The following is an 18,904-nucleotide window of genomic DNA, read 5'->3' as shown; positions in this document are numbered from 1 at the left end:
ATCTAATCTGGTATTACTTCTTCAAATTCAACTTTGATTTCGGTTAATTTAGGTTTACACTTATGAGCATTAAAGGCATTTTGGTTCTTAAATACCCTTGAACATTCATCGCAACACACTTGGTTTTCTTTCGCTATTTCTTCCTCTAGTTCGCTCTTGGCTTGCTTTATTTCGTTAACCTTTCGCTTTAATTCGCTTAGCTCTTCCTTATGTTCTGCTATTTCTAGCTCTAGATTTTCTTTTTCCAGCTTCCTTTCTTTAGCTTTTTCAGTTTCTTGATATTTTTTCACAAACATTTTAGAAAACACATATTCAACAGTTGCTAAAAGCACAGATAGAAAGATTCTTTTTACATATTCTGACCATGGTAAAAAATCTTCGTTGATTACTTCAAAAACAAACAAGAGCATCACACCGGAACAAACGGCAAATACAATCGGAAAAGCATTGGTTTCAAATAATTTTGCATTAACACTTACAGCTAATAAGGTTAGTGATACAGTAATACCTAATAGTATCGATGCAGCTAGTTTTAATTCAGGTACTGGAATTTTAAATGTCGTATAAAACAATGCAGATAACTTGATAGAAAAAGATATGATCAATAACAACATTGGAATCGTTACCGCATAAATTGAATTCAGGAAATCTTCTACTGGTGTTTTCATAGGTTTAAGGATCTAAAATGTTTATGTACTATTGTTTAAGTCAATTCCTTGTTTAGGAAATTCTTTAGTTGCAATACTACATTCCACTCATATACACCTAAATTTGCATTAAAGTCCTGTAGAAACATCTCGAGATAATATGCTTCGTGGTAGGATAACTTAAAACTCATTTTGTAGTTTGCAGGATGTGTATTTATACTTCTACCTGTAAGTCTTTTAAATACTGGAAGCAATATGCTTCTTGCCACTCTTCTTTGGGTATCCTGTAGTACACTATTATCTTCTAAAGAGGATAAATTCAATAGCACATTAATTTCCAAGGTGTTGATTTTAAGATTGATTTTTTTCATGTGAGTATGGTATTAATTTACACGGACACCTCTTTTATATTTTGCTAGTTCTGCTCCATTAAGTTCGTTGTCATAGATTATCGCTGTTTCAAATTTTGCTTTAAAAGTCCCAGTTAGCATTTTATCTAATCTGCGCATTCCAAGGGCTTTATCTTGTTTAGAGTTTTTGTGTTTTTTATCTAGACTATAAAATGTGTGGACATTACCGTCATTGAAGTACACAATACATTTTGTCAGCGAATTGGTTTTGTCAATGTTTGCTATCATTTTAAATGTTGGATTTGTAAATATTTATGAATTAGATTATGATATTCTCTGTTTAGGTTTTCATCTTTGATCTGTGAAATTCGTTTTTTCTGGATCTCAAAGAGCTGCAGACGTGATTTCTGTTTGTACCTGCCATTACCTTTTCCATAGTCTTCCCATTCTTTTCGAGCCTTTTGAAGTATTAAGTCATTTCGTACAGCTGCCTTCAATGCTTCCTGTTTCACATACCATTTGTAAGTCTTGTTAAAGCCATTTCTATCATTGTTAGGGTTAAAGTATACCTCAGGTACAGGTATCCAACGATGAGGGCTTCTATCTAGCCATTTTGCAACCATGTCAATTCGTTTTTCGAATATTTTCTGACTGTCTTTATAGTCTTTTATCGTTCCTTTTCCTCTGTGTTTAAAATTCTTATATACCGATATCCGTATCAGATTTAGAATTTGTTCATTTTCCACATCTGACAAAATCATTTCTGGATAGAGAATATTCTTAGCATAAAACCAGAATTGCTGTACAAGGCCCAATAAAAAAGACATATCCGGGGTATCACTTTGGCGGGTAACCTTTGGTTTTATCCCCGGATTGCCAAATTTGGAAGAAGCCGAAACTAGTGTATTGGTAGTAGCACCAGTTTCAGAATCAATACTTCCACTCGTTTCTTGATTTTGGCGCAAAATTTCCGCGCCACCCTTAGTTTTTCTATTTTTTTTGTTTGTACTTCCACTCGTGTTCCTGTGGTGTTCTTGTTTTGTCCCTGTACCGAAGGTCACATCGTCGGGAGGAGTCGTCAGACGACGTTCCTTATTATCCACACTGCTATTAATATTCTTTTGTTCTTGTTGTACATGAACTAATGGGTGAAAATTTTTCACTTCTCCCCTATTTTTAATATTTTCAATTGATTTTTTTGATTCTGAAAAATCATAGTTTTGGGTTTGTTTTCCCAATGAAAAAACATCTTCACTAATCAACAATTCGACTCCCATGGCACCGTGATTTATCTCCGCAGTAATGAAACCTGCGCTTTTTAGCCGCTTTTTATGATTCATGATAGTACGGACTGTACACCCTTTTAAAGTTGCCATAGAACTGTTATATGTTCGAAACCCAGGTAGTTCTTCTAATGAATCTCCTAAGGCTAGTGCATTATTTAGTTGCTTGGCGTATAAGCGTGTAATCATTTCCGCTGTAGCCCTATGATTGGCATTTAACTTGCTCTTAAGCTCTATCTGTGATTCATTATGGCTATCGATAAAACTTTTAGTTGCCATAAAAAGCTTTGAGAAATCAAATGTGTGTCGGGGTAATCTCATTGTTTTTGACATAGTAAGCTTATTTAAGTGCATTAGTATCCCATGTTAAACCAGTGAAGTAGCCTTTATTTTGTACATACTCAATAGTATCACTCTTTGATTTTAACATATATATATCTTTAGGAGTTTCGATTGTTAGGATCTGGCCAGTTGTTGTCTTAATCTTCAAAACAAACTTCTGTTGATGACCTTCTAAATAAGTTATAGCCAAGGTTGAATTAGAATTTGACATATGCGTTATTTTAAAGTTTGCATGATGTTTTATATCTGGTTTATACACTACGCAGCCTGTGCGAATCTCCTTATCAGCTAGTACACCATCCATAACAATAAAGACCAAGACTATAAAGGCAGTACAAATTATGGCTATCATTTTTCGATATTCTATTTTGTTCTCCTTTGTCATTGCTTAATGTGTTTGAAAATGTGTTTTGAAATAATTCACTTCATTACTCGTCAGTGCTACTGAACTGATAAGGAATTTATTCCGGACAGTTATATAAGTTTTTGCATTTTGGTTTGTGGTTGAGACTATAATCTTAATCTCGCTCCCGTTGGACCTATAGACAAAAAATACATTATGGTCGATCGCACTGGGCATAATTGCAAATTCTTCTTGATTCATTTCACTTGAGTCTGACATCTTATTTTAAACTCTTGTAAAACTGATCTACCTTATATGCTTTATAGGCTAGTGCTAGCACTAACAAAAAGCTTATGCTTATCATTATCATCATAACAAATAGTTTTAAATTGATTTATAAATTGTAGATGGCTAGGTAGGGTTTGAACCTACACGTATCCGTGCACTGGGGGGTAATATGCATTAGATACTGAGACTTGTTCAATCTCACGCGTCTAACATTTTCGCCACTAGCCTATTATATTATTTCACTTCCTTATTGAAATACACTAAGTAGTAGTACATTTCTTTTTCCTGATCCCACCCTTTCTCAATAAATCGTTCGGCTGATTCAGGGTTTATGAAATCCATTTTAATCTGCACATTAGTATCAAGATTGATAATGCTCTTGATTTTCTTTCTGGCATCGGATACCGCTTTGTCAGCTATTGGAAAGGTTGTTAGATCCTCTATACTATACTTTGGTGCTTTCTCTACTTTGTAGTGTTTGAATTCTGGTACCAAATCAGGATTATCAATTACTTCATTTAAAAAGGCAGATTCTTCAAAATCATCATTAGATGCAAAGTGATTAACCGCACGATTCATAAACATTACCTCTTGCTTTTTATCTTCTGAAGGCAGGACTACATCTTTGGCAAAGTCTTGACAGAATTTTAGATATCGTTTAGTGTAGAAATGATCATCTTCAAATTCTTCTACTCCTAGAAATGAATCTAACCAGTATTTTGTATCATATTTATTCGCATCTATAGACAGTACCTTATAACCTTCTTCTCCTTTGGTATTGAATATTAAACAACCTTTATCCAACCTATTTAAATTAACTCCTTGCTGTAGTAATAGATCAATTGACGATGTGTCATTTACTTTTTCGGGTGAGAATTGTAAAAACTCTTGTTTTATTTCTGATTTGAAAATACCAAGCGCGGAGACTTTTTCATTGTCTATAGTTATATTCTCAAGATAAGCTACATAAATCTCTCCTCCTTTTATATGTGGATGATTGGATTGCTCAAATAAATGCCTAGCAATATCTCTAGATTTTTCATGAACTAGATCTGGATTATCAAAAACAGCTCCAGCAATATTATAGAGTACATTAAACTCCAAGTCAATATCATGCGTGAATTTGAAATAATTTTCTTCCTTCTCTCTAAAGGGCTTAAATAAATACTCCTTTAAAATTGCCGTGAGCTCGTCATTTAAATTATGGCGAAAATCTGAAATAAAAAGACCTCCATTTTTACTCTTGTTCCCGACCATATGAACAGAAAACGACTCTATCTGTGTGTTGTAAAGATTTAGCATGTTCTTTAGAATTAGTTTATGATTTCCGCATTTTCTATAATGTGATTTTGATATAATTCTCTAAATGGAACTACTCTTTGTTCTTCTGGAGAATAATAGCCCATCATCCCGCTAACAAATCGAACTAAACCGTCGAATTCCTTAAACCCAGACTTTTCTGCATTATCCTTTAGTTTAAACTTTAATTTTTGGCCATCTTTTATAAATCGACCTTTCTTGTCTCTGTATGCTAGTTTCATATTAAATTGTTTTAATAAAGAAGAGCGGGAGTAAAAAATGTAAATTGACAACTACTAACCCAAATAACCTCCCGACTCTTCTTTGAAGATTAATACTAAGTATTCCAACCCCTATAGTATTTTAAAAGACCTTTTGTTCTTTTTCGTGATTTAACTCATATGGTGTGATGACTACGGATAACTTCTCAAGTATATTTCCTGTACCGTCATATAGAAACACCACTTTTCTTTGATGACCATCAACAATATCCTCGTCAGGATTAAATACTTCTATATATTGCTGAGAATGGTCCAATAGTTTTTTTCGCTCTACCTTGTATCCTGCTCCAATCAATTGTTTTTCTTGTTTTGCAATTGTTGTTATTGGGACAATCAATGGATCTATATTATCTGAAAGGCTGTTATTTTCTGTCATTATTTTTTGACTTTTGATTATTTCTAAATCTTTCACTTTAACCGCTCTCTTCTCTTTTGTTCTTGCTCTAAGGAATCGGTTATATAACTACCATTTACTGTTGATCTTCGTATTAAACATTTAGGATCATTAAGAATGTTATAAAAAGTAGATTTACTACACCCCATGAATTCTAAGCTTTCTTTCAGGCTAGAAATACCCTTTCTTTTACTCTCCCTCATTTCAGAAGCTATCCTATAAAGCATATCATTAAACACCTGCTTATCAACAATAACAACATCATTTCCATCTATGTTAATCGTTCTTGAGTTCATATTTCAAAAAGCTTGTTTAATTGTTCTATTTGTTCTTTTACAACACTCTCTAGCATCTCAATAACAACTGAATGATATTTCTCTGGAACCGAAAAAAAACCCGAAAACCAATGACTTTTTAAAGTTCCTGGTACTTTTTCTAACCTTATGGCAACCGACTCGATAAACTTCTGTTTATCATATACATTGGCATATAAAGTTTGGATTCTTTCTATCATTTTAATTGACATTATAAAATGACAAAATAGATAGCTCATTAGATTGAGGCTTAACCGTAAGGCAATCACATATTTTATGGATAGATTTCATATATTTGCTTAACTGTTGTTGTTCGACACAACAAATATAGAGAAATACTCTATTTAAAAAAACAAAATATAGAGAATTTACATATTTTAACATTTATAATTAGAGTAAAAGTATATTATGAACGTAAAATCAAGGCTTAAAGAGTATGTGTCTTATAAGAAATTATCTATAAGACAGTTCGAAAATTCTATAAATGCATCAAATAGTTATGTGAATAGTATATCTAGAAGTATTGGAGTGGATAAACTTGAAGCTATAGTAGAGAAATACCCTGATCTTGATTTAAAATGGCTTCTTACAGGCAAAGGAGAAATGTTATCTAGTCAAAACGATCCTTTTATTAGTACAGAGATATTGACTAAGTATTTATTTGAAAATAATGCCGAATTAATAAAAAGCCCAATATTTAGAGAATATATCAATAGCAATATAGATATATTGCAATTAGAGAAAAAACAGCAAGAGTTAGAAGAAAAGAAAAATAGGGTTAAAGAAGCTATGCTAAAGAAATTAAACAATAAACTTTAATTAAATTATCTCTTCACTAATCAAAGAATTATATAGATAATGAATTTCACTAACAGTATAGAGATTTTCAGTGTCCTCAATAATTTCAAGAAAAGCATCCATTTGAGAGTTTTCTTTATCAATTTTTTTAAGGCTTTCTTTAGTCTTTTGCTTTTTTCTGATTATTTCCGTTAGAAGATCATAATCACTAGCGTCTTTCTTTTCTTCGCTGATAAATTTTCTATCAAAAAGCTTTTTAATTATCTTTTTAAAACTCATCGCCCAACTAATTTTGAAAGTTCCTCTTTAGTTTTATCTTCGAACTCAATAATATCATTAATGGTTTCTTCTTCATCAACTTCCATGGCTCGAATTGCAACTTTTTGAAAATGATCATTACGGACGTCCAATATAAAATTAACAGTACTCTTAAGTTTCTCTAATATTGTCTTTTTATATACATAATATAGAAATGAAGAAATAGATATAATGAATGAAACCGTTATTATCATCCAATGATATCTATTTACATTATAATCTACCTGAATAAAAAATGCCCAGTTAATAAAATACAGTGAAACTAACAGAGATATGAAACCACACCCAAATAAAGCCAAAGAAATTGGTTTGTCAATTTTTTTAAGTAAAATAGATGCAAAAATAATTATCAATGAAAGAAATAATATAAAAATAAAAAGACCAATGTTATACATAAAATCTCTCATATTATTAAATCCTAGAACTTTTTGTTCTTCTTTTAAAACTGAAAGTTTCTTATTTTTCTGTACAACTTCATTTTTCTTTTCAATATATTCACTCCCTATTTTACCCAGTTCTGAATCTGGATTAGATTTAGCATAAGTCATTAATTCATTGATCAGCAAAGATCTTTTTTCGTTCCTACTGTCCCTTAATCCATCAACTATAGATTGATCATGAATTATCTCTTGTGTATTTCTGCTAAAATTAATATGCCAAAATGGAGCTGAAGAAAATATAACAGCACCAAATATTAGCAATACAAAATTTTTAATATCTTTTCTAGTCGTCAGTATCCCCTTCATCGAGAGGTCCGCTTCCTGGAGACCCAGCATCCCCTTTATCCGTGCTATAAATTTCTTCAAGTTCGATTCCTGATTGTTCATTGATATCATCATTTTTCTCACAGCTTACAAATGACAATCCTAAAACTATAATTACAAACGCTAACTTATTCATCTTATCTATATTTTGGTTTATTACAAAGTTACTCTGTAAACCGAAAATACTACAAGATTTTACCAAAATATAGCAACTATATAAGTTACAATAGTAGAATTACATCATATAAACGTGTTTATTAATTTCTAAGTTACAAATCTAGTCAATAAAACAGTTTGTTGTAATACGGTTTAACCACAAAAAAAGCTCTAAACCTTTGATTATATTACGGTTTCCCGTAATTCAAGTATAAATACTTTGCTTTATTTTTTGTAAAAAATACTGGGGTAGGAATCGTAAATATAGCAACAAATATTATACCTAATAAGCCAAAATTTATAAAAAATCTACTTAAAAAAATAACTTCCTTAGAATGAAACAATTGAATTCTAAGAATTAAATATCTTATGCTTTTACATATGTTAAACACATAGAATTACTGAGGTTCTTACTGGGTTCTATGAGTAATTATTTGACTAATTTTGATCTATTAACCAATTCAAATATTATTAAATATCTACACTATGAAAAAAATTACATTTCTACTCATTATTGTTTCTTTATTTATTTCAAACATTGGAAATGCACAAAAAAAAGTACAAAAGTTAACAGAATATAAAGCTTCAAACAATGTAACCTATAAAGTAGGTGATAGAATTAAAATGGGACAAGGATCTTCGGCTGATGGAAATTTTGTGTATCTAAAAATGGCTGGTTGGATGGCTGGTTCTCCAGATGCAGTCCCTATTGGTTCTGCTTATGCTAGTATGGAATTAAAAATTAAAAAAATTAAAAGGTACAATCAAAAAATGTTTAAGGGAGTTTACTTTACAATTGGCGGTGGAAATCTTGTTAATTATAATTTAGACATTGAAAATGCTATTTCAACTTGCGAGGTAGAAAACTGTACTAAAAAGACCGAAGCAAAAGTTGTAACTGAAGACAAATATGATCAATTGAAGAAAATAAAGAAATTATTTGATGATGGCATCCTTTCTGAAAATGAGTATAACACAGAAAAGACCAAAATACTATCTAGCAATTAAAGGAATCTAACCTTATTCTTATTAACCACTAATGCGTTAAATGTTCTATTATTTTAAAGAAAACTACTCTTTAACTTTTAAAATATTAATTATAAATTTTACATGTGATGCATATTTGGTGTATATTTACACCTATTTGTTTTTTAAGCTATCTAAAATAAAAATGCATTACCATGAGTAGACAAAGTATCACATTAACAGAACCAAATAACGAGTGGTTAAAAACGCAAGTGGAAAATAAAGAGTATACTAGCAAAAGTGAGTTAATTAATGATTTAATTCGACAAGCGAGAAATCAACAAAGAGAGATTGATTTTGTAAGAGCTAAACTTATTAGAGCAGAACAAAGTGGTTTTACTAATAATACTCCAGACGAAATTCTTAAAAAATCAAAAGAAAGGCTGAGGCAAAATGGGGATCTATAAATTAACAAATGAAGCTGAATCTGATTTAATAAGAATACATCAATATGGAGTTCGTAAGTTCGGAGAAGATCAAGCTGATAAATATTTTTATGCGTTTTTTGAACAATTTGAATTAATAGCAAAACAACCTCATTTGTATCCTTCAGTTGACTATTTTCGTAAAGGATATCGTCGCTGCGTTTGTGGAGTAGACAGTATCTATTACCAAATAAAGCCTGATGTAGTAGAAATAATCGCAATAATTGGAAGACAGGACCTAAAAAGTTTTTAAATATTATAGGTAAAAACCCTGAATTAGATCTAAAATGTTCGACAATTGTTAGAAAATTCAATAAAATTAAAACATAATTAACTGATTATCAAATATAAAATTCCTCCCTTCTAAGGAGGCGGTCATAGGTTCGAATCCTATCGGGCTCACAAAAAGCCATACTAGTTTTAGTATGGCTTTTTTGTTTTTATATAATTCATTATGAAAAGCCCAAATAGTCCTTCAATAATTACTACATTAGAAATAAATCTTCGTAAACATTAAAAGAAGTTCTAGTAATAAAATTAAAAACTATGGTTTACTCTCTAAATGAAGACAAGGTAACGTTAATTGGCAATCATCACTTTATAGCCGATAATGCAACTGTAATTGGAAAAGTATCAATTCAAAACAATTCGAGCGTTTGGTTTGGAGCGGTGATACGCGGTGATGAACAAATACTAATTGGAGAAAACACAAATATTCAAGATGGTGCTGTTTTACATACAGATCCAGGAAATATTATGAAAATAGGTAATGGTGTAACTATTGGTCATAGAGCAGTTGTACACGGTTGTACGATTGGCAATAATACCCTTATAGGGATTAATGCTGTAATTCTTGACAATGTAGAAATTGGCAATAATTGCGTAATCGGAGCAAATTCTTTAGTAAAAGAAGGAACTATTATTCCTGATAACACTATGGTTGTAGGTTCTCCTGCAAAAATCGTAAAAGAATTAAGTACTACTCATGAAAAAATGCTTAAAACTGCTTCTGATATTTATGTTTCTAAAATTGATAAATACACACATGGATTACGGGAGCAAAAATTGAGTTAGTTTAACCTAAATCAAAAAAAGTATATTACCATCTAATATCATTTCTCGGTAGAATTTAATGTTATTAAATTCTACCGAGAAATGATAACTATTATTAGACTTGATTACATATTAATTTAAAGCCTTATTGTTTAACTATTTTTCTAAAAACAGTTTGTTGTTCCCCTTCTAGCTTTATAAGAAAAATTGAACCTTTAAAATACTTTAATGAATCAAATTTCACAAAGTTAGATCCGAAGATTGAATATTCTTGAATCAATTGTCCTGAAATACTAAATATACTTGCTTTATTAAATTTGTGATGTAGTGGTAAACTTAAATGTATCTGATCCAAGAATGGATTTGGGTATATAAATACCCTATCTAATATTGCAAGCTCCTTAACAGGCTCATCATCTAATTCATCTACTATATTATTTTGAGAACTAAAAAATATTGCCTTTGCAGTTGTATTTTCGTATATTCTTATATTTCTAAAAAAGCTTGTATTACCACTACCATTATCTAAATCATTAACGAGAATAAGGTTCATTGCATTTCCTGTATAGTATTGTCCTACAGGTATAATATATCGTTTATAATTATTTGAAGGGTTATAGGTATCAAAACTTCTAATACCCCAATTTTGAGTCCCATGAACCTTAAAAATCCTATTACTACTCAATCCATTATTTTCATCAAAACCGATACCATGAATTTCTCCTTCTACAGTGCTTTTAAACTCAAATTCTATAACTGTATTTGCTGTTATCGAATATGTATTTATTGATCGTTTCCATGTATTATTAACCAAATGAGCTGTGCTACCATTATCTTCTATAAAAAAAGTGCCATCAATATCTTGATTAGCATACGACTGAATACCTGCAGCATTAAAATCTATACAAACCGCACAACCAGTTGGAGGGTTAGAAGTATCAGGAGGGCCAAGAAGTTCTATCTCACTAATTTGAGTCATACTTATGTTTCCCTTATTTTTAGTCGTATTTATACGATAGTAACTATAACTATTTGTATTTATAAAACTCAACATTTTTTTTTCAAATCGATTTACCCAGCTTTGCCCAGACCAACTAGTAATAGTTGTCCAATCGTTTCCATTATTTGACCCCTGTATATTAAAATCCTCGGGGTCTCTATCAGGAACATCATTAGCACTTGTTACCGTAATAGCATTTACGATTACTTCTTCAGGTAATTTAATTTGGATCCAACTAGGGTTTGTTGTACCAGGAACTCCTCCATTATCAAGCCATTTACTCCAATCTACATTTTGAGTTCCACTAACAAATAGATTATCAAAAGCTTTAGTTGCACTTTCTGCATTATTAATTTCTGCTCTAGCTGTAATCACACCTCTTCCTACAGGATTTGTATGATCAACAGTACTAATTGTATTTGTTCTAAAACTCCATACTGGACCTGTTGTAGTTCCAAGTGTATTTACTTCATCTATTCTCCAATAATAAAGCGTATTTGGATTTAAATTCCCTGGATTATAGGATGAATTGGATTGGTTTCCTTTAAAATCTCCAGATCCCAAAGTAGCATTGGTTCCTAAATAAACATTATGCGTATTAGTACCTGATCCTGCAGTCCAACTTAGGGTACTATTTATATTTACATTTGTTGCAGAATTAGCAGGTATTGGAGAGTTTGCAACGCCAGGAACACTGCCAGGAGATACTGCTGTATTAATTGCATTGGCATATGCTGCAACTGCAGAACTATTATCAAAATCATCATAAATCCACATAAATCCCCCTGTAATGCCGCAGTTACTTTGCCACGTGTTCATTCTACTTTCTACCGTAGATGTGCTCGATTGACCAGAACCGCCCCATAAACCAGGATATACCGGAATTCCAAAATCCCATGATGATGAACATGGATTATTACCTCCCCCACCTGCATAACATTGTAAATATGTTCTATCAATATTACCAGGATAACTAGTATTAACTTGATTTACTAGCGTTCTCCAGAAGTTACTATTCGTATAAGGCACAATGGCATTTTTAAAACCTAGCCCTGCAAGCATTTTTGTAAAAGCTACGGCAGATGGCGCATGGTATGTACTTTCATCATCATTATTAAAAGCATCTATTGCTGGGATTGCTGTTTTTAATGCTTCAAAATTCTTATACAAGGTTGTACCTGGTCCAAACCCTTCTGAATTATAAAAGTTTTGTACAGCAGCAAAAGTTCCTGAACCGGCTGCACTTAATCCAAATTCTACTCTAGTAACAGATGTTGGTACTGTTTTTAACATAGCAACATCTGCTGGGAAATTTGGGTATTGCTGATTACCTACATATACTCCATTTTTTACTAAAGGAAATTCACCATTAAAACCTAAATCTCCATTAGCTTCTATATGTATCGTCCAAACTATTACAGTAGTATATCCAGAATTGCGCAGTTCATTAATAGAAATATTTCTATTATTATAAATAGGTCCTCCTGCGTAGATTGCAGACTCTTGTGCCAAGAGTACCATATTTATTGTCGTTAAAAAAAAGCATACTAGTCCTAAGAGAATTTGTGTGTGTGTTTTCATGATATATTTGGTTAATGTTGAGTTATCTTACTAAGATATTGTTTTAAGATAAAACACCTCCATTTTTAACCCACATTTCTGCTGGTAACCAAACTGTTATAATCTAAAACACAAAATCATATTAAAATACACGTGCTTTAAATCATAAGCAGAATTCTTATCTTTTTATATCAGATAGACATTTCATTTAATCAATTAAAATAAACTCGCTACGTCTATTTAATTGATGTTCTTGATCTTCGCATGGTATCGCATTAGCACATTTATTGATTAAATTAGTTTCACCATATCCTCTTCCTGTAACTCTAGAAGGATCTATTTCTCCTTTTTGCAGTATATATTTAACTGTACTTTTTGCTCTCCTTTCACTTAAATACATATTGTAATTATCATCTGCTCGACTATCTGTATGTGATCTTACATCAATCTTAAGTTCTGGATATTCTTTTAACGCAGCGATTATTTTTTGTAGTTCTACCTCTGCATCTGGTCTAATAAAAGACTTATCAAGATCAAAATAGATAGGTTCTAAATCTAATAATAATGCAAGATCATCTCCTTTTTTATATTCTTTTTTATCATCAATACTACCTGTAGAAATTTGTAAGGCCAAATTATGCTCGTACTCAAGAGCATTATTGGTAGAAAGAATTGCTTCTGTTGGGCTGTAAGACGTTTTTGTCGCTCTAACGATATATGAGGTTTCACATTCTAGATCAAACTTATATCTTCCTTTATTATCTGTGGCTACAAGTCCTATTTCTTTGTTATTATCATCCATTAGCATCACTTCTGCATTTGCTAACACCTCTTTTGAAACTGCATCGGTAACAACTCCTGTCACATACTGATTACACTCTGTTATAAGATCTTCGGTTTGCTTAAAGCTATAAATATCATCATTTCCTTTTCCTCCTCTTCTGTTACTTGCAAAATACCCTATCTTAGTATTTTCATTAAGTACAAAAGTAAAATCATCTTCGTCACTATTTACCGGTTTCCCAACATTATATGGTATAGAAAATTCTCCTGTTTCTTCTGGTACACTTACAAATACATCCAATCCCCCTAAACCGATATGTCCATCACTGGCAAAATACAATCGTCCAGAATCACTTATATACGGAAATGTTTCTCTTCCTTCTGTATTAATTTTATCTCCAAGATTTCTTGGAGTTCCAAAAGTGCCATCCTGATTTATTGCTACTTCGTATAAATCAGAAAGTCCCCTACTATCAGCCATATCACTAGCAAAATACAGTTTAGTTCCATCTGCACTTAATGCAGGATGGGCTACCGAATATTCATCACTATTAAAAGGCAATTCTTCGATATCAGTCCATTTATCCTCTTTTAATGTGGCTCTATATATTTTCAAAAGTATTGTTCCTTCTGTATTTGTACCTAACTTTCTTTTGGTATAATTGTTTCTTGTAAAATAAACGGTTTGGCCATCTTTACTGAAAGACGTAGAGGATTCATGAAATTTTGTATTGATCTTTCCTTTCATTTTTTTAGGAGATTGAAGAATTCCGTTAGCTTCAATTATATCCGAAGAAAATAAATCTAAAAAAGGCATCTCATTCCATTCATGTAAAACTTTTGTCATTCCACTACCCGCTCTAGATGAAGCAAAAACTAATTGTCCAAGGTGATTAAAACTTGGTGCATATTCAGAATATTTAGAATTAACACTTAACTTTAAAAGCCTAAATTTTCCAGATTGCATCTCGATAAATTTAAGATAGTCACGAGTATTCATAAAATACTCGGCTCTTTGATCATTACCTGTGATAACATTAAACTTTTCCATTACTTGATCAGCATCATCATATCGCTCTATGCTCTTTAAACTTTGAGAGTATCTAAATAAATATTCAGGATCAATTTCTTCATTATATTTACTAGTAAGTTTTTCGTACCAAGGAACAGCATCTTCTAATTGCGCATTGAAATAATAAGAATCTCCTAATTTTTTGAATAATTCACGTGATTCATATCCACTTTCTGCAACTTGGAGATAAATTTTACGCGCATCTACAAAAGCAAATCGATTAAAGTTTTCATTAGCCTTTTCGAGACGTTTATTCTGAGCATACAAACTACATGAAATGAATATGCATATAGCTGTAAGTATGACGTATTTATTAAAATTCATTTTGATCATATTTTTCACTTTCTTTAGGAACTCCTACTAAAAGAAACGCGGAGTTAGCATTCTATTGTATTTTTTAAAGAGTTCGAATCTTAACATGACTTCGTAACTACCGTCATTAAATTGGGATCTTCCCAACTCTGTAGTTTCTCTATCATAAGCAAACCCAATCATTAAAGCATCAGAAATTTGGAAACCTACCTGACCTGTAACTGCTGCACTCCATCGATATGCAACTCCTAATGTTAATCGTTGGTACAATAAGAAATTGGCAGAAACATCAACCTGCAAAGGAGCCCCAAAAACTAATTTAGTTAATACTGCTGGTTTAAATTTTATATCATTACTAATGTCAAATACATACCCTGTAATACCGTAATAATTAATTCTTTCTTCTGCTAAAAAACTTACAGCATCGCTATCACTACTTGTGGACCCCTCATCAAAATGATCTGTTTCTAACATATTGGGAACACTTAGTCCAAAATAAAACTTATTGGTATGATAATACAATCCAACTCCTACCTGTGGACTAAACTTATTATCAATGTTTGCATTAAACAGGTTATCATTGGCATTAAATTGCCTTAATTCTTGAAAATCAATATTAAGTAAGTGAGCTCCAGCTTTCAAACCGAAACTTAACTTCCCTCGTTCGGAAGTTGGTATCGTATATGAAAAATCAACACTAATATACGTTTCATCTGTAGGCCCAATTTCATCATTGACCACCGATAAACCAAGTCCCATTCGTTCTTCACTTCCTAACGGAGTATTAAGTGTTAATGTCTGTGTTCTTGGAGCACCTTCTAGACCTACCCATTGACTTCTATGCAATCCCATTATACTCATAACACCTCTACTACCAGCATAGGCTGGGTTGACACTAATGGTATTATACATATACTGTGTATATTGAGCATCCTGTTGTGCATAGTTATAATAAAACGCAAAGCTCAAAAGGGCTGTGATAATTTTTGCGTGTAGTTTTTTCATCCGCTCTGATTTACATTTTTGATTAAACCCATAGAGTACGTCTATGGGTACTTTGTTTTTATTAATTATCTATTTATATACAAGTATCCTGCTCTATTTTTACTTTCTCCAGATTGGAGAACATATTCTAAAACATAATAGTAAGTACCAGCTGGTAGTTGATCTTTTTCCTCTACTGTGGTTCTTCCTGTAGAAATACCCTTGAAGAAATTATTGTTCCGGCCATAATTCTTAGACCCATATACTTTTACTCCCCAACGGTTGTATATTTCTAGTGTATTCTCAAGGTTTTCTATTCCTTGAATTACGAAAATATCATTGGATCCATCTCCATTTGGAGTAATTCCTGTATAAACGATGACTCCATCTTCTGCATCGGGATCAACGTTATTTGGTTCAAGGTAATCAGGAGTACCATTACCATCTGTATCTCTAGCGTCTTCTGGATCACCATCCCCGTTAGGGTCTGGAGATTCGTTTTCGGTTAAAATAGTATCATTGTCATCATCTATATCTAAATAATCAGGAGTACCATCACCATCTGTATCTGTATCAGTAGGATCATTATTAACATCATAATCCTCTTCTACTGTATTTACTGTATCACCATCATCATCTATATCTAAATAGTCTGGAGTACCATCATCATCCGTATCTTGAGTATTTCCTGTAGTAGGATCTATATCTCCATCTGGATTAGGGTTTTCATCAAGAGTAGGCACATTGTCACCATCGTCGTCTATGTCTAAGTAATCATCAATACCATCTCCATCGGTATCTTGTGTAACTCCTGTCATAGGGTCTCCGTCTCCATCTGGATTTGGATTTTCTGCGATTGTACTTACACCGTCTCCATCATCGTCAATGTCTAAATAGTTGGGGATTCCATCTCTATCTGTATCATCATCAACCGGATTACTATTAATATTAACATCTTCATGGATTGTATCTACTCCATCATTGTCATCGTCTATATCTCTATAGTCTACTTCATCAACGGTGTCCGTATTTTGTGTATCGTCTGATCCATTATTCAACTCATCATTGGTATCAAAACCATCATTAATATCACTTCCTTCATAATCATCTAACAGTCCATCACCATCTGCATCACCAATATCATTCGCTTCTATGAATCCTGCTTCTGTAGCATCCAAAACACCATCATTATCACTATCAAAATCAATATAATCAGGTTGATCTATTCCATCTGTATTTATTGCAGTAATACCCTGATCACCTGTTCCTTCATACGCATCGTCTAATCCGTCCATATCCAAATCTATACCTGAAGGTGGAACATATCCCACAGTAGGCTGACTCTCAACATTATCCGGGATACCATCATTATCTGAATCAATATCCTGGAAGTTTGGAATACCATCACCATCACTATCATTTTCTCCCGGAGTCCCTTCTGTGTAGGGATTATTATCACCATCTAAATTGGGATCTTCAGCAGTATCCAATATTCCGTCATTATCATCATCTAAATCTAAACTATCAGAAATACCGTCATTATCTAAGTCATCATTATCCAGATAATCTGGAATTGTATCTCCATCTGTATCTACTGCATCATCTGGATTACCATCTGTATTTGGATCTGGTTCTTCATTAATGGTGTCTATACCATCATTATCGTCATCGGTATCTAAATAATCAGGAGTACTATCACCATCTGTATCTTGATCGGTTGGATCATTATCTCCATCATAGTCCTCTTCTACGGTATTTACACTATCTCCATCGTCATCTTCGTCTAAGTAATCAGGAACACCATTACCATCAGTATCTTGAGCATCAGGAATACCATCACCATTAGTATCTGGATTACCATCACCATCTGCATTCGGATTCTCATCTATTGTAGGTATATTATCTCCATCATCATCTGTATCCAGATAATCAGGAATTGTATCATTATCGGTGTCTTGTGTTATTCCTGTATTAGGATCTCCGTCACCGTCTGGATTTGGATTCTCTTCAGAAGTATTTACCCCGTCTCCATCATCGTCGATATCTAGATAATCAGGAATACTATCACCATCACTATCTTGATTGGTTGGATTGTTATCTCCATCATAATCTTCTTCTGCTGTATCTACACCATCGTTATCATCATCAAGATCTCTATAATCTACTTCATCAATAGTGTCTGTATTTTGTGTATCATCTGATCCATTGTTCAATTCATCATTAGGATCAAAACCATCATTAGGATCACTACCTTCATAATCATCTAGTAAACCATCACCATCGGTATCTGTAGTATCATTTGCAAGGTCAAACCCTGCTTCAATAGTATCATTTACACCATCTTGATCACTATCTAAATCAATATAATCTGGTGTATCAACTCCATCTGTATTTTCTGGAATAATTCCTACATCACCGCTTCCTTCATAAGCATCATTAAGACCATCATTATCTGCATCTGCTTCATTAATAAATGTTGAAGGGTCATCTACTAATGGTTGTATATACCCTGCTGTAGATTGTGCTTCTACATTGTCAGGTATTCCATCATTATCTGAATCAATATCTTGGAAGTTTGGAATACCGTCATTATCGCTATCATTTTCTCCTGGCGTTCCTTCTGTATATGGATTATTATCACCATCCAAATTCGGATCTTCGGCAGTATCTAATATTCCATCATTATCATCATCTAAATCTACGCTATCAGGAATACCATCATTATCTAGATCATCAGCATCTCTATAATCTACATCTCCACCTGTTAATGCATCACCATCTGCATCAGGTGTGTCTAGTGACCCATTATTTAGTTCATCATTAGCATCATTATCGTTTATCGTTCCTCCTTCAAAACCATCATCTAATCCATCACCATCTGTATCTGTTCCTATTAAAGTTCCTTGATTGGCTTCTATTACATCTAAAACACCATCACCATCGGCATCGGTATCTATATAATCACCACCACCGGTACCATCGATATCAACAGTATCAGGATCTAATGCAGTACCGTTAGTATCATAAGCATCATTTACTCCATTACCGTCAGTATCTGATTCATCAATTAATGGTGTGGCTGGGTTATCTACAATAGGAGCGATATAACCAA

At 32.6% G+C, this 18,904-nt stretch carries 22 protein-coding genes; 5 read left to right on the top strand and 17 right to left on the bottom strand.

All coding sequences use genetic code 11. The features are described 5' to 3' along the window. Positions 1-2: 2 nt before the first annotated feature. The 10 genes from AWE51_RS01750 to AWE51_RS01700 all read right to left on the bottom strand — a co-directional run bounded on the left by AWE51_RS01750 (position 3) and on the right by AWE51_RS01700 (position 5,741). Positions 3-668: a hypothetical protein gene (locus AWE51_RS01750; protein WP_066308639.1), complete on the bottom strand. Its 666-nt coding sequence runs from the start codon at positions 666-668 to the stop codon at positions 3-5. Positions 669-703: 35 nt separating this feature from the next. After that, on the bottom strand, positions 704-1,018 hold the full coding sequence (locus AWE51_RS01745) for a hypothetical protein (RefSeq protein ID WP_066308636.1): 315 nt from the start codon (positions 1,016-1,018) through the stop codon (positions 704-706). A gap of 12 nt (positions 1,019-1,030) precedes the next feature. Beyond that, a complete protein-coding gene (locus tag AWE51_RS01740) occupies positions 1,031-1,285 on the bottom strand; it encodes a hypothetical protein (RefSeq protein ID WP_066308630.1) in 255 nt (84 codons plus the stop codon). After that, a complete protein-coding gene (locus AWE51_RS01735; protein WP_157766000.1) occupies positions 1,282-2,613 on the bottom strand; it encodes a hypothetical protein in 1,332 nt (443 codons plus the stop codon). The genes AWE51_RS01740 and AWE51_RS01735 overlap by 4 nt, the downstream gene beginning before the upstream one ends. A 7-nt stretch (positions 2,614-2,620) precedes the next feature. Next, positions 2,621-3,007, bottom strand: a complete 387-nt coding sequence (locus AWE51_RS01730) for a hypothetical protein (protein ID WP_066308624.1) — start codon at positions 3,005-3,007, stop codon at positions 2,621-2,623. A gap of 480 nt (positions 3,008-3,487) precedes the next feature. Then, entirely contained in the window at positions 3,488-4,555 is a 1,068-nt protein-coding gene (locus tag AWE51_RS01720; RefSeq protein ID WP_066308618.1) for a nucleoid-associated protein, read from the bottom strand. A gap of 11 nt (positions 4,556-4,566) precedes the next feature. Continuing rightward, positions 4,567-4,794 (bottom strand): hypothetical protein, encoded by a 228-nt coding sequence (locus tag AWE51_RS01715; RefSeq protein WP_066308615.1) that lies wholly within the window; start codon positions 4,792-4,794, stop codon positions 4,567-4,569. A gap of 121 nt (positions 4,795-4,915) precedes the next feature. Next, positions 4,916-5,170 (bottom strand): hypothetical protein, encoded by a 255-nt coding sequence (locus tag AWE51_RS01710; RefSeq protein WP_157765999.1) that lies wholly within the window; start codon positions 5,168-5,170, stop codon positions 4,916-4,918. Between the two features lie 71 nt (positions 5,171-5,241). Next, complete coding sequence (locus tag AWE51_RS01705; protein ID WP_066308609.1) at positions 5,242-5,523, bottom strand: hypothetical protein; 282 nt, start codon at positions 5,521-5,523, stop codon at positions 5,242-5,244. Continuing rightward, positions 5,520-5,741 carry a hypothetical protein gene (locus AWE51_RS01700; protein ID WP_157765998.1) on the bottom strand — a complete coding sequence of 74 codons (222 nt, stop codon included), beginning with the start codon at positions 5,739-5,741 and terminating at the stop codon, positions 5,520-5,522. The genes AWE51_RS01705 and AWE51_RS01700 overlap by 4 nt, the downstream gene beginning before the upstream one ends. Before the next feature lie 208 nt (positions 5,742-5,949). Between AWE51_RS01700 and AWE51_RS01695 the strand changes: the two genes are divergently transcribed. Beyond that, positions 5,950-6,360, top strand: coding sequence for a hypothetical protein (locus AWE51_RS01695; protein WP_066308601.1), 411 nt, complete (start codon positions 5,950-5,952; stop codon positions 6,358-6,360). On the opposite strand, the gene AWE51_RS01690 is transcribed toward AWE51_RS01695, so the two are convergent. Genes AWE51_RS01690 through AWE51_RS26335 form a run of 3 tightly spaced genes read right to left on the bottom strand, consistent with a single transcriptional unit; the run spans position 6,361 to position 7,557 of the window. Next, the gene (locus AWE51_RS01690; RefSeq protein WP_066308599.1) at positions 6,361-6,618 is read right to left on the bottom strand and encodes a hypothetical protein; all 258 of its coding nucleotides are present in this window, start codon (positions 6,616-6,618) and stop codon (positions 6,361-6,363) included. Then, positions 6,615-7,403, bottom strand: a complete 789-nt coding sequence (locus AWE51_RS01685) for a hypothetical protein (protein ID WP_066308594.1) — start codon at positions 7,401-7,403, stop codon at positions 6,615-6,617. Before AWE51_RS01685 ends, AWE51_RS01690 begins: the two co-directional genes overlap by 4 nt. Beyond that, positions 7,381-7,557 (bottom strand): hypothetical protein, encoded by a 177-nt coding sequence (locus tag AWE51_RS26335; RefSeq protein WP_157765997.1) that lies wholly within the window; start codon positions 7,555-7,557, stop codon positions 7,381-7,383. The genes AWE51_RS01685 and AWE51_RS26335 overlap by 23 nt, the downstream gene beginning before the upstream one ends. 506 nt (positions 7,558-8,063) lie before the next feature. Between AWE51_RS26335 and AWE51_RS01680 the strand changes: the two genes are divergently transcribed. The 4 genes from AWE51_RS01680 (at position 8,064) to AWE51_RS01665 (ending at position 10,102) form a co-directional block, all read left to right on the top strand. Continuing rightward, positions 8,064-8,585 (top strand): SHOCT domain-containing protein, encoded by a 522-nt coding sequence (locus tag AWE51_RS01680; protein WP_066308592.1) that lies wholly within the window; start codon positions 8,064-8,066, stop codon positions 8,583-8,585. A 173-nt stretch (positions 8,586-8,758) separates the two neighbouring features. Continuing rightward, a complete protein-coding gene (locus AWE51_RS01675; RefSeq protein WP_066308589.1) occupies positions 8,759-9,010 on the top strand; it encodes a ribbon-helix-helix domain-containing protein in 252 nt (83 codons plus the stop codon). Beyond that, on the top strand, positions 8,997-9,281 hold the full coding sequence (locus tag AWE51_RS01670) for a type II toxin-antitoxin system RelE/ParE family toxin (protein ID WP_066308586.1): 285 nt from the start codon (positions 8,997-8,999) through the stop codon (positions 9,279-9,281). The genes AWE51_RS01675 and AWE51_RS01670 overlap by 14 nt, the downstream gene beginning before the upstream one ends. Before the next feature lie 293 nt (positions 9,282-9,574). Beyond that, a complete protein-coding gene (locus AWE51_RS01665) occupies positions 9,575-10,102 on the top strand; it encodes a gamma carbonic anhydrase family protein (RefSeq protein ID WP_066308584.1) in 528 nt (175 codons plus the stop codon). Positions 10,103-10,226: 124 nt separating this feature from the next. On the opposite strand, the gene AWE51_RS01660 is transcribed toward AWE51_RS01665, so the two are convergent. The 4 genes from AWE51_RS01660 to AWE51_RS01645 all read right to left on the bottom strand — a co-directional run. Next, the gene (locus AWE51_RS01660; protein ID WP_066308582.1) at positions 10,227-12,662 is read right to left on the bottom strand and encodes a discoidin domain-containing protein; all 2,436 of its coding nucleotides are present in this window, start codon (positions 12,660-12,662) and stop codon (positions 10,227-10,229) included. A 187-nt stretch (positions 12,663-12,849) separates the two neighbouring features. Then, positions 12,850-14,820, bottom strand: a complete 1,971-nt coding sequence (locus AWE51_RS01655; protein ID WP_232517322.1) for an OmpA family protein — start codon at positions 14,818-14,820, stop codon at positions 12,850-12,852. Positions 14,821-14,856: 36 nt separating this feature from the next. Continuing rightward, positions 14,857-15,813 (bottom strand): PorP/SprF family type IX secretion system membrane protein, encoded by a 957-nt coding sequence (locus AWE51_RS01650; protein WP_066308576.1) that lies wholly within the window; start codon positions 15,811-15,813, stop codon positions 14,857-14,859. Between the two features lie 65 nt (positions 15,814-15,878). Beyond that, positions 15,879-18,904, bottom strand: a 3,026-nt coding sequence (locus AWE51_RS01645) for a gliding motility-associated C-terminal domain-containing protein (protein ID WP_066308573.1), incomplete at its 5' end; no start/stop codon positions are given.

This window comes from Aquimarina aggregata (genome assembly GCF_001632745.1).
GTDB classification, from domain to species: Bacteria; Bacteroidota; Bacteroidia; order Flavobacteriales; family Flavobacteriaceae; genus Aquimarina; species Aquimarina aggregata.
This window is presented reverse-complemented; position numbering and strand designations above follow the sequence as displayed.